Raw genomic sequence first — 14,442 nt, 5'->3', positions numbered from 1 at the left:
CTTCGGCTATGATAGCGGCTTTGTTTTGTCAGGCCCCGTCTGCGGCCGCGCACTTGTACGTTCAAGGATCCTATGAGCAAGCCCACTGTCGAACCTGTTTCGAATTCCAAGACTGGCCCTGCCGTGCCGGTCAATTTCCTGCGCCCGATTATCCAGGCGGACCTGGACTCGGGTAAGCACACGCAGATCGTTACTCGTTTCCCGCCTGAGCCCAACGGTTACCTGCACATCGGCCACGCCAAGTCGATTTGCGTGAACTTCGGATTGGCCCAGGAGTTTGGCGGCGTCACGCACCTGCGTTTCGACGACACCAACCCGGCCAAGGAAGACCAGGAATACATCGACGCGATCGAAAGCGACATCAAATGGCTGGGCTTCGAATGGTCCGGTGAAGTGCGTTACGCGTCGCAGTATTTCGACCAGTTGCACGACTGGGCCGTCGAGCTGATCAAAGCCGGCAAGGCCTACGTCGATGACCTGAGCCCGGAACAGGCCAAGGAATACCGTGGCACCCTGACCGAGCCGGGCAAGAACAGCCCGTTCCGTGATCGCAGCGTCGAAGAAAACCTCGACTGGTTCGCCCGCATGAAGGCCGGCGAATTCCAGGACGGCGCACGCGTGCTGCGGGCGAAGATCGACATGGCCTCGCCGAACATGAACCTGCGCGACCCGATCATGTATCGCATCCGCCATGCGCACCACCACCAGACGGGTGACAAGTGGTGCATTTACCCGAACTACGACTTCACCCACGGTCAGTCGGACGCCATCGAAGGCATCACCCACTCGATCTGCACCCTGGAGTTCGAAAGTCATCGTCCGCTGTACGACTGGTTCCTCGATGCTCTGCCAGTACCGGCGCACCCGCGCCAGTACGAATTCAGCCGCCTGAACCTGAACTACACCATTACCAGCAAGCGCAAGCTCAAGCAGCTGGTCGATGAGAAGCACGTTCACGGTTGGGACGATCCGCGCATGTCCACGCTGTCGGGCTTCCGCCGTCGCGGCTACACGCCGGCGTCGATCCGCAATTTCTGCGACATGGTCGGCACCAACCGTTCCGACGGCGTGGTCGATTTCGGCATGCTGGAATTCAGCATCCGTCAGGACCTCGACCAGAACGCGCCGCGCGCCATGTGCGTGCTGCATCCGTTGAAGGTCGTGATCACCAACTACCCGGAAGACCAGGTCGAGAACCTCGAACTGCCGCGTCATCCGCAGAAAGAAGAACTGGGCGTGCGCAAGCTGCCATTCGCCCGTGAAATCTACATCGACCGTGAAGATTTCATGGAAGAGCCGCCAAAAGGCTACAAGCGCCTGGAACCGAACGGCGAAGTGCGCCTGCGCGGCAGCTACGTAATTCGCGCCGACGAAGCGATCAAGGACGCCGATGGCAACATCGTCGAACTGCGTTGCTCCTACGATCCGGAAACACTGGGCAAGAACCCTGAAGGCCGCAAGGTCAAAGGCGTGGTGCACTGGGTGCCGGCCGCTGCCAGCGTCGAGTGCGAAGTGCGTCTGTACGATCGCCTGTTCCGCTCGCCGAACCCTGAAAAGGCCGAAGACAGCGCCAGTTTCCTGGACAACATCAACCCTGAATCGCTGCAAGTGCTCACCGGTTGTCGTGCTGAACCCTCGCTGGGCAATGCACAGCCGGAAGACCGTTTCCAGTTCGAGCGCGAAGGTTACTTCTGCGCGGATATCAAGGACTCGAAACCAGGTCATCCGGTATTCAACCGTACCGTGACCTTGCGTGATTCGTGGGGCCAGTGATTCTAGGAAACGACTAAAGTGCTATCGATCTACAACACGCTCACCAAGAGCAAAGAAGTCTTCAAGCCGCTGGATGGCAACAATGTGCGCATGTACGTCTGCGGGATGACCGTGTACGACTACTGCCACATTGGCCATGGCCGCAGCATGGTCGCGTTCGACCTGGTTGCCCGCTGGTTGCGGTTCAGCGGTTACAACCTGACCTACGTGCGCAACATCACCGACATCGAAGACAAGATCATCAATCGGGCGAAGGAGAATGGCGAGCCGTTCGACGCGTTGACCGAGCGCATGATCACTGCGATGCACGAGGATGAAGCGCGCCTCAACATCCTCAAGCCGGACATGGAGCCGCGCGCCACGGATCATATTCCGGGCATGCTGAGCATGATCCAGACCCTGATCGAAAAGGGTTATGCCTACGCACCGGGCAATGGCGACGTGTATTACCGTGTCGCCAAGTTCATGGGCTACGGCAAGCTGTCGCGCAAGAAGATCGAAGACCTGCGCATCGGCGCGCGTATCGAAGTCGACGAGTCCAAGCAGGACCCACTGGACTTCGTGCTGTGGAAAGCCACTAAACCGGGCGAGCCAAGCTGGCCTTCGCCGTGGGGCGACGGCCGTCCGGGCTGGCACATCGAGTGCTCGGTGATGTCGACGTGCTGCCTGGGCGAGACCTTCGACATTCATGGCGGCGGTAGCGACCTTGAATTTCCGCACCACGAAAACGAAATCGCCCAGAGCGAAGCGGCCACTGGCAAGACCTACGCCAACGCGTGGATGCATTGCGGCATGATTCGCATCAATGGCGAGAAGATGTCCAAGTCCTTGAACAACTTCTTCACCATTCGCGATGTGCTGGAAAAGTACCACCCGGAAGTCGTGCGTTACCTGTTGGTGTCGAGCCATTACCGCAGCGCGATCAACTATTCGGAAGACAACCTCAAGGACGCCAAGGGCGCACTCGAGCGTTTCTACCACGCGCTGAAAGGCCTGCCGAGCGTGGCGCCGGCTGGCGGTGAAGCCTTCGTGGAGCGATTCACCCAGGTGATGAACGACGACTTCGGTACGCCGGAAGCCTGCGCGGTGCTGTTCGAGATGGTGCGCGAGATCAACCGCCTGCGCGAGAGCGATATCGATGCAGCGGCAGGTCTGGCGGCTCGCTTGAAAGAGCTGGCCAGCGTGCTGGGTGTGTTGCAGCTTGAAGCGGACGACTTCCTTCAGGCAGGTGCTGAAGGGCGGGTTGATGCGGCTGAGGTCGATGCACTGATCGCCGCGCGTCTGGCGGCGCGTGCCGGCAAAGACTGGGCCGAATCCGACCGCATCCGCGACCAGCTCACCGCCATGGGCGTCGTGCTGGAAGACGGCAAGGGCGGCACGACCTGGCGTCTGGCTGACTGATAGCGTTATCCGCTGCAAAACAAAACCCGCCTTGTGCGGGTTTTTGTTTTTTGGGTTATCCAGGGATTCTTGGTTGGCAGGCCTGACGCCATCGCCAGCAGGCTAGCTCCCACATTTAATTTTCGTCATGTTTGAATCTTGGGTTCGACGCAGATCCCTTGTGGGAGCGAGCCTGCTCGCGATGGTCTCAAGGCTGCCACTGCCAGTGCGGCTAAATTGTCATTCCGACTGGCGCAACCGCTTGTAAAGGGTATTACGACTAACCCCAAGTCTTCGCGCCAGGTACGAAATATTCCCCCCAGCCGCCGCCAACTGCCGATTCAAATCCTCGGCATCATTCAAATCCACCGTCAGCGACTCCGGCAAATCCACCGGCTCCATCTCCAGGTCCACAAAAAAATCATCCGGCAAATGCTCCGGCCGCACCGGTTGTTCCTCGGCCATGGCCAGCGCCACCTGCATCACGCTGCTGACTTGGCGCAAATTCCCAGGCCACGGATGACGACTGAACAACTCCATCACCTCACGACTCAATCCTGCCCATTGCGACGTCTCGCGATGCTGTTCCCACAGCCGCGTGAACAGCGCCTGCTTGTCGCTGCGTTCGCGCAGTGGCGGCAATTCCAGGGTCAAACCGCCAATGCGGTAATACAGATCTTCACGAAACCGCCCCAATTGCACCTGCTCGCGCAACGAACGGTTGGTCGCCGAAATAATCCGTATATCCACCGGGAACAGCTCGCTGCTGCCCACTGGTTGCACGCAACGTTCCTGCAAAACCCTTAACAAACGAGCCTGTGTCGGCAACGGCATGTCGCCGATTTCATCAAGGAAGAGGGTGCCCTTGTCGGCCTTGCGGATTAGCCCGATGCTGCCTTTCTGGTTGGCACCCGTAAACGCTCCTTTCTCATAGCCAAACAACTCCGATTCCACCAGTTCGGCGGGGATCGCTGCACAGTTCACGGCAATAAACGCCTGTTTGCTGCGAGAGCTGGCCTGGTGCAGGGCTTTGACGAACACTTCCTTGCCGACCCCGGTTTCACCGTGGATGAGCAGTGGAATGTCTTTTTCCAGCAAGCGCTCGGCCTGCCGCACGGCCTTTTCCACGCGGCTGTCACCGAAGTGCAGGGTGTTCAGGCTGATCGCTGCCGGTGCGGCCACGGCGGGTTCAGCGCTTTTCGCTTCGGAAAAAAGCCGTGCCTGGATCGGCACTTGTTTAGGTCGTTTCAACAGGCACTGAAAGCGGTTGCGCCCCGACGTCTGCAGGGCGAACGGCAGACCGTCCGGCTGATTCAGCAGCTCCAGCAGCGAGACCTTGAACAGGCTTTCAACGCTGACCCGCGACAGGCTGATGCCCAGCAAATTGTCGGCGCGTCGATTGGCTGACAGCACCTGACCGGTCTCATCGAAAATCAACAGCCCGGCCCATTGGCTGTCCAGATTGTTCAACCCGGTGTTGAAGGTCAGTTGAAAATGCTGGCCATGGAACAGGTTAAGGATCAACCGGTTCTCCACGGTCTGGCTCATCATCTTGACCATACCCAGGGTGTGGGAGGGCGGCAGGTAGCTGTCGCTGGATACGTCCAGCACTGCGATGACCTTGCGCTCGGCATCGAAAATAGGCGCGGCGGAACCGGTCATGAAACGGTTGGCCTTGAGGAAATGTTCATCGTGCTCGATGTGCACTGCCTGCTCACACGCCAGTGCGGTGCCGATGGCATTGGTGCCGCTGCTACGCTCCATCCAGCTCGCGCCGGCACTGAAGCCATGGGTCAGCTTCGGTTCGATAAACCGCTGAGTTCCCCAGGACGTGAGCACCTGGCCCTGATTGTCGGCGAGCATGATCAGGCAGTTGGAATTGCTGAGGATGTTCTCGTAATACGGCAGCACTTCCTGGTGAGTGGTCTGCACCAGCGAGTGCTGGCTCTCGAGCAACTGCGCAATGCCCTCGGCGGGCAGTTGGTCGAATTTCGGGGCGCTTTGATGATTGAGACCAAACGCGCGGCATCGGGACCATGAATCCTGAATGATGGCGTCGTGGGACAGCGGCTGGACAGGTGCGGCCATGGCAGTCGATCTCTGAGCATTATTATTTTTGTTGTAAGTAACGCGATTCATGTAGCAGCTGCCGAAGGCTGCGTCCGGCGACGCAGTCGTCGTAAAACGGTTTATGCGATTTTCCTGACACTCCGCGCCGCCTGATTTCGCGACGGCTTCGCCGCCGGACGCAGCCTTCGGCAGCTGCTGCACAGGGTGTGTATCTCGACATTCTTCGCAGTAAAACGGTGTGTAGAGTGTTGTTCACTATTGTTCATTGTCAACGGTCGAAGTGTTCAATTGTTCAGGTGCGATTGTTCATTTCTGTTCAGCATCGAAAGCAATATCAACACCGTCTCAGAGGATTCTGAAGCGGATCAATCACTTGCAATTTCTGGCACGAATGTCGCTCTGTAGCTCCGGTCGCTTGACTCCAATAATAAAAAGGCCGAGCCATGTCATTAACCCTGGAACACGTCAGCCGCACCGTCGAGGGCCAACTCTGGATCGACGACGCCAGCTTGAGTTTCGAACCTGGTTCCTTCAACGTTTTGCTCGGTCGCACCCTTTCCGGCAAAACCAGCCTCATGCGCCTGATGGCCGGTCTGGACAAGCCCGACAGTGGCCGCATCCTGATGAATGGTGTCGACGTCACCCAGCGCCCGGTGCGCCTGCGCAACGTGTCGATGGTCTATCAGCAGTTCATCAACTACCCGACCATGACCGTGTTCGAGAACATCGCCTCGCCGTTGCGCCAGGGCGGTGTTTCCAACGAAATGATCCAGAGCAAAGTGCTCGAAACCGCGAAGATGCTGCGCATCGAGAAATTCCTCCAGCGCCATCCCCTCGAACTTTCCGGCGGCCAACAACAGCGCACCGCCATGGCACGCGCACTGGTGAAGGATGCGGAGCTGATCCTGTTCGACGAGCCGCTGGTCAACCTCGACTACAAGCTTCGCGAAGAGCTGCGCCAGGAAATGCGCGAGCTGTTCAAGGCGCGGCACACCATTGCCATCTACGCCACCACCGAACCTAACGAAGCCCTGGCCCTGGGCGGCACCACGACCATTCTTCACGAGGGGCGGGTGATCCAGAGCGGCAAGTCTTCCGAGGTCTATCACCAGCCACAAACCGTGTTGGCGGCGGAGCTGTTCTCCGAGCCCCCAATCAACCTGATGCCGGGGCGCATCGCTGGCAACGAAGTCAGCTTCGCCAACTTTGTGCACTTTCCGCTGAACGTCGACCTGCGCCCGGTGGGCGAGGGCGAGTTCCGCTTTGGCGTGCGGCCCAGCCATATCTCGCTGGTGCCGAGCAACGACGATGACCTGGAACTGGCGGTGACCGTCGAGGTGGCCGAGATCAGTGGTTCGGAAACCTTCCTGCACGTGCGCAACGAACATTTCCTGTTGGTGCTGCACCTGCCCGGCGTTCATGAATACGACGTGGATGCGCCGATTCGCATCTATATCCCGACCCATAAATTGTTCGTGTTCGATGCGCAGGGGCGGCTGGTCCAGGCGCCCGGTCGCCGTATCGCGAGGGTTGCCTGATGGCCGAAATCCGTTTGCAGAACCTCGCCCACAGTTACACCCGCACGCCGACCGGTCCGGAGGATTACGCGATTCGCGAAATGGACCACATCTGGGAACAGGGTGGCGCCTACGCACTGCTTGGACCTTCGGGCTGCGGCAAATCGACCTTGCTCAACATCATTTCCGGTCTGCTGAGTCCTTCCCAGGGCCAGGTGCTGTTCGACAACAAAGTGGTCAACGACCTGACGCCTGAGAAGCGCAACATCGCCCAGGTTTTCCAGTTTCCTGTGGTCTACGACACCATGACCGTGTTCGACAATCTCGCCTTCCCGCTGCGTAATCAGGGCATGGGCGAGGCGAAAGTCCACAGCAAGGTTCAGGAAATCGCCGAGGTTCTCGACCTGCAGGCGCTGCTGAACAAGAAGGCGCGCAACCTCACCGCTGACGAAAAACAGAAAGTCTCCATGGGGCGCGGACTGGTGCGCGATGACGTCTCCGCGATCCTCTTCGATGAGCCGCTGACGGTGATCGACCCGCACCTTAAATGGAAGCTGCGGCGCAAGCTCAAGCAGATCCACGAGCAGTTCAACATCACCATGGTCTACGTCACCCACGATCAACTGGAGGCCTCGACCTTCGCCGACAAGATCGCGGTGATGTATGGCGGGCAGATCGTGCAGTTCGGTACGCCACGGGAATTGTTCGAGCGGCCGAGCCACACCTTTGTCGGTTACTTCATTGGCAGCCCCGGGATGAACCTGATTGAAGTGCAGCCGCAGCCGGGGGGCGTGGGTTTCGCGTCGACCCATCTACCGTTGTCCGACGCTCAACTGCAGCGCATCGCCGAGTCCGAATGGCACACTTTGAAAGTCGGCATCCGCCCGGAGTTTATCCATGTGTGGGAGGAGCCCTTTGATGACGCCATGCGGGCCGACGTCGTACACGTCGAAGACCTCGGCACCTACAAGATCATGACGCTCAACCTCGACGGTGCCCCGTTGAAAGTACGCCTCGCCGAAGACAAACCGGTGCCGGAAGGTACGGCGTACATCAGTTTTCCGGCGCAATGGTTGATGGTTTATGCCGATGATTATTTGTTGCCAGCGCAAGCCAACAACAGGGAGCAGCCATGAACAAGGTGCAGAACAACAAGGCGTGGTGGCTGGTCTTGCCGGTGTTTTTGCTGGTGGCCTTTAGCGCGGTGATCCCGATGATGACCGTGGTCAACTATTCGGTGCAGGACATATTTGACCAGTCCAGCCGCTACTTCGTTGGCGCCGACTGGTACAAGCAGGTACTGCTCGATCCGCGTCTGCATGACTCGCTGCTGCGCCAGTTCATCTATTCCGGTTGCGTGCTGCTGATCGAAATCCCGCTGGGCATTGCCATTGCCCTGACCATGCCGACCAAGGGCCGCTGGTCCTCGCTGGTGCTGATCATCCTGGCGATTCCGCTGCTGATTCCGTGGAACGTGGTCGGCACCATCTGGCAGATCTTCGGCCGCGCCGACATTGGCTTGCTGGGCTCCAGCCTCAACGCCATGGGCATCAACTACAACTATGCGGCGAACACCATGGACGCCTGGGTCACGGTGCTGGTGATGGACGTCTGGCACTGGACGTCCCTGGTGGCGCTGTTGTGCTTCTCCGGCCTGCGCGCCATTCCGGATGTGTATTACCAGGCGGCGCGGATTGATCGGGCGTCGGCGTGGGCGGTCTTCCGGCACATCCAGTTGCCCAAGCTCAAGAGCGTGTTGTTGATCGCGGTGATGCTGCGGTTCATGGACAGTTTCATGATCTACACCGAGCCGTTCGTGCTGACCGGTGGCGGCCCGGGGAATGCCACGACCTTCCTCAGCCAGACCCTGACCCAAATGGCCATCGGGCAGTTCGACCTCGGTCCGGCCGCGGCTTTCTCGCTGGTGTATTTCCTGATCATCCTGTTGGTGTCCTGGCTGTTCTACACCGCCATGACTCACTCTGACGCCAACCGCTGAGGTCTGCCATGAGCAAAAGAAAGCTGATCCCGCTGCTCATCTACATCCTGTTCCTGCTGGTACCGATCTACTGGCTGCTGAACATGTCGTTCAAGAGCAATACCGAAATCCTCGGCGGCCTGACGCTGTTTCCGCAGGAATTCACCCTTGCCAATTACAAGGTGATCTTTACCGATCCGGCCTGGTACACCGGTTACCTCAATTCGCTGTATTACGTCAGCCTCAACACGGTGATTTCCCTGAGCGTCGCGTTGCCGGCAGCTTATGCGTTCTCGCGCTATCGTTTTCTCGGCGACAAGCACCTGTTTTTCTGGCTGCTGACCAATCGCATGGCGCCGCCTGCGGTGTTCCTGCTGCCGTTTTTCCAGCTGTATTCGTCGATTGGCCTGTTTGACACCCACATTGCGGTGGCCTTGGCTCACTGCCTGTTTAACGTGCCGTTGGCGGTGTGGATTCTTGAAGGGTTCATGTCCGGTGTTCCGAAGGAGATCGACGAAACGGCCTACATCGATGGCTATAGTTTTCCCAAGTTCTTCGTGAAGATTTTCATCCCGCTGATTGGTTCCGGCATCGGGGTGACAGCGTTTTTCTGCTTCATGTTTTCCTGGGTCGAACTGCTGCTGGCGCGCACGCTGACGTCGGTGAATGCCAAACCCATTGCGGCGGTGATGACCCGAACGGTCTCGGCGTCCGGAATTGACTGGGGCGTGCTGGCAGCGGCGGGGGTGCTGACCATCCTGCCCGGCATGCTGGTGATCTGGTTTGTTCGCAACCACGTGGCCAAGGGCTTTGCCTTGGGCCGGGTATGAGGAACTGATGATGGAATGGATGAGTTGGACGGTCCCCACCGCGGCGTTCTTCATCGTCATTGGCCTGATTCTGGTAGGCATGACGACCTGGGAATTGCGTTCGCCGAGCGTTCTGCGGCGAGGTTTTCTACCGATTGCCACCACCCGTGGCGATCGGCTGTTTATCGGTCTTCTCGGCAGCGCCTACCTGCATCTGCTGGTAATCGGCGTCACCGACTGGAGCATCTGGGTGGCGTCCGCGTTGTCCCTGGTGTGGCTGTTGGCTGTGATGCGCTGGGGCTAGTCGAATCGATCGGCAATGTTGCTCCGAAAATCAAACAGGAGGTCTCTATGTTCGACAAAAACAATAAGCTGCGACATAGCGTTTCATTGGCAGCCATGCTGGCACTCAGCGGGTTGAGCGCTGCGGCTTGGGCCGATGCTTATGAAGATGCCGCGAAAAAATGGATAGGCAGCGAATTCAAACCGTCCACCCTCACGCCAGAGCAGCAGCTCGAGGAACTGAAGTGGTTCATCAAGGCGGCCGAACCGTTTCGCGGGATGAACATCAAGGTTGTTTCTGAGACCCTGACCACTCACGAATATGAGTCCAAGGTGCTGGCCAAGGCCTTTACCGAGATCACCGGGATCAAGCTGACCCACGACCTGCTGCAAGAAGGCGACGTGGTGGAAAAGCTGCAGACCGTGATGCAGTCGGACAAGAGCATCTATGACGGTTGGGTCAACGACTCCGACCTGATCGGTACACACTTCCGCTACGGCAAGACCGAATCGATCACCGACCTGATGGCCAACGAAGGCAAGGATTTCACCTCGCCAACCCTGGACATCAAAGACTTCATCGGCATTTCCTTCACCACCGCGCCGGACGGCAAGATCTATCAACTGCCCGACCAGCAATTCGCCAACCTTTACTGGTTTCGCGCCGACTGGTTCGAGCGGCCTGACCTGAAAGCCAAATTCAAGGAAAAGTACGGGTACGAACTGGGTGTGCCGGTTAACTGGTCAGCCTATGAAGACATCGCCAAATTCTTCAGCGAAGACGTCAAGGAAATCGACGGCAAGCGTATCTACGGGCACATGGACTACGGCAAGAAAGACCCGTCCCTGGGCTGGCGTTTCACCGATGCCTGGTTCTCCATGGCCGGTGGCGGCGACAAAGGCATTCCCAACGGTTTACCGGTGGACGAGTGGGGCATCCGCGTCGAGGACTGCCATCCGGTCGGCTCCAGCGTGACCCGAGGCGGCGACACCAACGGCCCGGCTGCGGTCTTCGCGACGCAGAAATACGTCGACTGGCTCAAGGCCTACGCGCCACCGGAAGCGGCGGGCATGACTTTCTCCGAATCCGGCCCGGTACCGTCCCAAGGCAACATCGCCCAGCAGATCTTCTGGTACACCGCCTTTACTGCCGACATGACCAAGCCAGGGCTGCCGGTGATGAACGCCGACGGCACACCGAAATGGCGGATGGCCCCTTCGCCACGCGGTCCGTACTGGGAAGAGGGGATGAAGCTGGGGTATCAGGACGTAGGCTCCTGGACCTTCCTCAAATCCACACCGGAGAAACAGAAACTCGCCGCGTGGCTGTACGCGCAGTTCGTGACCTCGAAAACCGTCTCGCTGAAGAAAACCATCGTCGGCCTGACGCCGATTCGTGAGTCCGACATCAACTCCCAAGCCATGACCGACCTGGCGCCGAAACTCGGTGGCCTGGTGGAGTTCTACCGCAGCCCCGCCCGCGTGCAATGGACCCCGACCGGGACCAACGTGCCGGACTATCCGCGCTTGGCCCAACTGTGGTGGAGCCACATCGCCGAAGCGGCCAGCGGCGAAAAAACCCCACAACAGGCGCTCGACGGCCTGGCCAAGGACCAGGACGCCATCATGACGCGGCTTGAACGCTCCAAGGTGCAAACGGTGTGCGGACCGAAAATGAACCCGGAACGGGATGCGCAATACTGGTTCGATCAGCCAGGCGCACCGAAACCGAAACTGGCGAACGAAAAGCCTAAAGGCGAAACCGTGAGCTACACCGAACTGCTGAAATCCTGGGCGGATGCGCGTAAGTAGGTTGATTGTTTGTTGAAAGGCGAACGGCACCGAGAGGTGCCGTTTTTTGTTGGTGTCTGTTCCACCGCAATCGCTGGCAAGCCAGCTCCCACACGGGGGGCTATGTCATGCGCAGAGTTTGTGTGCACTGCAGATCCACTGTAGGAGCGAGCCTGCTCGCGATGAGGCCAGTTCAGTCGCCAAATTTCATCAGCCAAACAAGGTCTTCAGGTTGACTAACCGGGGATAAGGCGATTTGAAGCTGAGGCATTCAGTATGGCGCGCAAGCACCGATGAAGTATTCCAGGCCTTCGGGGAAATCCACTTTGAGAAGTCTTGAAATTTGAGCCACCTGGCTGCCCGTCAGCTCTAGCTCGCCAGGCTCTATTTCTTCCAGAGATTTTGATTCAGTCAGCTGAGCAAGCGCCTGGTTTAACGCCTGCTCCTTTATCGTCAGCTCAAACTGCAATGAATCATCCAGCTTTTCGTCCGGGTAAAAACCGGTGATGGATAGATAGCGCATTTTCTTCTTTATCTCTCACTCATGCCGTCAGCCAACGCTGTCAGACAATTGACCCGGATATTCGGTGTGGCCCCTGTAGGAGCTGCCGCAGGCTGCGATCTTTTGATCTACATAGCACTACGGTTTACTACCATACGTGCCGATACCTAAATGAAACTTGGTAATCAAAAACGGCAGGTTCAATTTGGTGCTTAAACAAAGATTGAAGATCAGGAATCCACGCGGCTAAGACGTCAAACCCTCCGTCGTATATCTCAGGTTCCGCCATGAGCCCCAATGCTTCGATTACCGAACCATCATCGCCGAGGTCCACGGAGTATTCCTTGCCAACTCCTATTTCCGTTTCTTTGTCGTACCAGTTCAATCTGACTTTTATTCCCATCTCGAGTTACCAGACATCGCGATAGTCAAACGCCACCTGATAGTCGTAGGCGGACAGATCGATAGCATGCTGAAAATGAGGTTGAAGATGAGCGACCCAACTTTCTAGCACGTTGAAACCGCCATTGTTTATGTTGTTCTCAATGGGGATGCCTAGCGCATCCAACACAACGGGGTCCTGGCCAAAATCTTTTGACATCTCCTCCCCAACGCCCAGCTCGGATTCTTTGTCGTACCATTCCAATCTGATTCTTAATCCCATATCGCTCTCACAAGTATTTTTTAATGCTGCGATTCTTCTTGGCCGGGGCTGTTGCTTCGGTGCGAAGAATATTCGCGAAAGTGTTACAAGGGCGCATGAGGGCTTCGGTGATGATCCGTCGCGGCCTCGCATGAAGGTGTGTATGGCAGGGGACGGCCCATAAGCTGCGCCCTATGCCTATTTGTGTCTTGGGGTATTCAGGTTGGCGCGCGAGCCCCGATGAAGTACTCCAGTCCTTCGGGGAACTCCACTTTGAGGAGCATTGAAATTTGCGCCACTTGGCTGTTAGTCAGCTCAAGCTCGCCAGGTTCTATTTCTTCTAAAGATTTTGACTCCGTCAGTTGAGCAAGTGCTTGATTTAATTCGAGATCTTTTATTGTCAATTCAAACTGTAATGAGTCGTCATTTTTGTCGTCTGGATGGAAACCGGTGATGGACAGATAGCGCATGTTTTTCTCTCTTCAGTCATCTTGGAGTAGTTCTACCCGGCTTTGCCGGTTTTGTTTGTTCGCCTGTAATGTGATTGAACTCTCCCAGATGTTTCCCTAATTTGTCATATCGCTCTACAGCGTTGCTCTTCGAGTCCCACTCATAAATCCGGCCCTTGCGATCTAACCATCGCGCGCGCTTTTTCCCACCACCCTGAACCGAAGCCTTTGATTTAACACTATACGTGTCTGGATAGGCGGGAAGTGTTTCCGGAACATCGTAGTACTTATGATCCCCGGGCATGCTAACAACAACATAAACCGGCCTAACACCCGACCCCACCGGAAACACAAGAATGAAATCCTTGTACTCAGGCGGGTGAATCGGGTTGACGATGATGCTGTCAGCCAGTTTCGTCGGTGGATAAACCCATATGTGCGGTGCTTGCGGCGCAGCTTGCAGTGCCGGAATACCAAGAATGTCGGACCCGTCCTCAGCCGGAGTCCAGATTAGCTCGACACCATCCCCCAGTTCCGCCACTTGCTGGGTGCCGCGCAAGGTGAACTGCACGACATCGACCATTTCCCAATCGCGGTTCTTGCCCGTGTAAAAACCGTAACCCTTGAGACTGCCGTCGGCCTGCTGTTCGATGTTCAGCCGAACGCGCGTACGGGCGTGTTTGAGGGCGCGTAGCTGTTCTTCGGAATAGAGCGCGCTGTCGCCGAGGCTTGGCGTCCAGAACACGGCCACTACGCCGGCCAGCGCGGCCGCGCCAGCTGCACCGAGTGCGGCCCCGACGCTTAGGGTAGAAGGGGCGATCGTCGGCGCACGAAGTGCAAGTCGGCCGATGCCGAGTGCTGTGACGTTGCCGCTGATTGTTTGCAGATCCAGCAGGCCGGCATCGTCCGCTTCGCGACCCCCAAGCCAGGCGATTTCTCCATAATCCTTGAGGCTATCGACCGGCACCATGCCCGATGGATACGAGTAGTCGATGATGGCGTCCGGCAAATTGCAGGACTTGGCGAAGACGCAGCCAGTGCGAATGACTTCCTGCTTTTCCATGGGAACGGGAAGCCTGTCCTCATACGCTCTTTGCCTCGCGAGCATGTCGTCATAAGCTTTTTGCCTGGCGTCCCGCGCTGCCAATTCGGCAGCGGTCATGTCGCGATAAGAAATGTGATGCCCGTCGCCGGACGACGGGTTCTGAATCTGGGGAATGCCCGGTTTGCCAGCCACTGATTGTCCTT

Annotated in this window: 14 protein-coding genes; 8 read left to right on the top strand and 6 right to left on the bottom strand. The window is 57.6% G+C overall.

What is annotated here, in order from left to right:
• Positions 1 to 72 precede the first annotated feature (72 nt).
• Together H7698_RS18225 and cysS are read left to right on the top strand one after the other, a co-directional pair.
• Positions 73 to 1,773 carry a glutamine--tRNA ligase/YqeY domain fusion protein gene (locus tag H7698_RS18225; protein ID WP_194692364.1) on the top strand — a complete coding sequence of 567 codons (1,701 nt, stop codon included), beginning with the start codon at positions 73 to 75 and terminating at the stop codon, positions 1,771 to 1,773.
• A gap of 18 nt (positions 1,774 to 1,791) precedes the next feature.
• Positions 1,792 to 3,174 (top strand): cysteine--tRNA ligase, encoded by a 1,383-nt coding sequence (gene cysS / locus H7698_RS18220; RefSeq protein ID WP_194692363.1) that lies wholly within the window; start codon positions 1,792 to 1,794, stop codon positions 3,172 to 3,174.
• Between the two features lie 219 nt (positions 3,175 to 3,393).
• On the opposite strand, the gene H7698_RS18215 is transcribed toward cysS, so the two are convergent.
• Positions 3,394 to 5,241: a sigma-54-dependent Fis family transcriptional regulator gene (locus H7698_RS18215; protein ID WP_194692362.1), complete on the bottom strand. Its 1,848-nt coding sequence runs from the start codon at positions 5,239 to 5,241 to the stop codon at positions 3,394 to 3,396.
• Positions 5,242 to 5,666: 425 nt separating this feature from the next.
• Between H7698_RS18215 and H7698_RS18210 the strand changes: the two genes are divergently transcribed.
• Genes H7698_RS18210 through H7698_RS18185 form a run of 6 tightly spaced genes read left to right on the top strand, consistent with a single transcriptional unit; the run spans position 5,667 to position 11,621 of the window.
• The gene (locus H7698_RS18210) at positions 5,667 to 6,761 is read left to right on the top strand and encodes an ABC transporter ATP-binding protein (RefSeq protein ID WP_162440759.1); all 1,095 of its coding nucleotides are present in this window, start codon (positions 5,667 to 5,669) and stop codon (positions 6,759 to 6,761) included.
• On the top strand, positions 6,761 to 7,876 hold the full coding sequence (locus H7698_RS18205) for an ABC transporter ATP-binding protein (protein ID WP_162440758.1): 1,116 nt from the start codon (positions 6,761 to 6,763) through the stop codon (positions 7,874 to 7,876). Before H7698_RS18210 ends, H7698_RS18205 begins: the two co-directional genes overlap by 1 nt.
• On the top strand, positions 7,873 to 8,739 hold the full coding sequence (locus H7698_RS18200) for a carbohydrate ABC transporter permease (RefSeq protein WP_008032762.1): 867 nt from the start codon (positions 7,873 to 7,875) through the stop codon (positions 8,737 to 8,739). The genes H7698_RS18205 and H7698_RS18200 overlap by 4 nt, the downstream gene beginning before the upstream one ends.
• An 8-nt stretch (positions 8,740 to 8,747) precedes the next feature.
• Positions 8,748 to 9,548: a carbohydrate ABC transporter permease gene (locus H7698_RS18195; protein ID WP_194692361.1), complete on the top strand. Its 801-nt coding sequence runs from the start codon at positions 8,748 to 8,750 to the stop codon at positions 9,546 to 9,548.
• 10 nt (positions 9,549 to 9,558) lie between these two features.
• Positions 9,559 to 9,831, top strand: a complete 273-nt coding sequence (locus H7698_RS18190) for a DUF2160 domain-containing protein (RefSeq protein WP_162440756.1) — start codon at positions 9,559 to 9,561, stop codon at positions 9,829 to 9,831.
• A gap of 47 nt (positions 9,832 to 9,878) precedes the next feature.
• A complete protein-coding gene (locus H7698_RS18185; protein WP_194692360.1) occupies positions 9,879 to 11,621 on the top strand; it encodes an ABC transporter substrate-binding protein in 1,743 nt (580 codons plus the stop codon).
• 250 nt (positions 11,622 to 11,871) lie between these two features.
• On the opposite strand, the gene H7698_RS18180 is transcribed toward H7698_RS18185, so the two are convergent.
• The 5 genes from H7698_RS18180 to H7698_RS18160 form a co-directional block, all read right to left on the bottom strand.
• Positions 11,872 to 12,123: a pyocin S6 family toxin immunity protein gene (locus H7698_RS18180; protein ID WP_194692359.1), complete on the bottom strand. Its 252-nt coding sequence runs from the start codon at positions 12,121 to 12,123 to the stop codon at positions 11,872 to 11,874.
• 127 nt (positions 12,124 to 12,250) lie between these two features.
• Complete coding sequence (locus tag H7698_RS18175; RefSeq protein WP_162440753.1) at positions 12,251 to 12,505, bottom strand: colicin E3-like toxin immunity protein; 255 nt, start codon at positions 12,503 to 12,505, stop codon at positions 12,251 to 12,253.
• A 6-nt stretch (positions 12,506 to 12,511) separates the two neighbouring features.
• Positions 12,512 to 12,766, bottom strand: coding sequence for a colicin E3-like toxin immunity protein (locus tag H7698_RS18170; RefSeq protein WP_194692358.1), 255 nt, complete (start codon positions 12,764 to 12,766; stop codon positions 12,512 to 12,514).
• A 197-nt stretch (positions 12,767 to 12,963) separates the two neighbouring features.
• The gene (locus H7698_RS18165) at positions 12,964 to 13,215 is read right to left on the bottom strand and encodes a pyocin S6 family toxin immunity protein (protein WP_194692357.1); all 252 of its coding nucleotides are present in this window, start codon (positions 13,213 to 13,215) and stop codon (positions 12,964 to 12,966) included.
• 16 nt (positions 13,216 to 13,231) lie between these two features.
• Entirely contained in the window at positions 13,232 to 14,431 is a 1,200-nt protein-coding gene (locus H7698_RS18160) for an S-type pyocin domain-containing protein (RefSeq protein WP_194692356.1), read from the bottom strand.
• Positions 14,432 to 14,442 lie beyond the last annotated feature (11 nt).

It is taken from the genome of Pseudomonas sp. p50(2008) (genome assembly GCF_015351605.1).
Taxonomy (GTDB): domain Bacteria; phylum Pseudomonadota; class Gammaproteobacteria; order Pseudomonadales; family Pseudomonadaceae; genus Aquipseudomonas.
The sequence above is the reverse complement of the archived record's forward strand: the minus strand, read 5'-3'. Positions and strand labels throughout refer to the sequence as shown.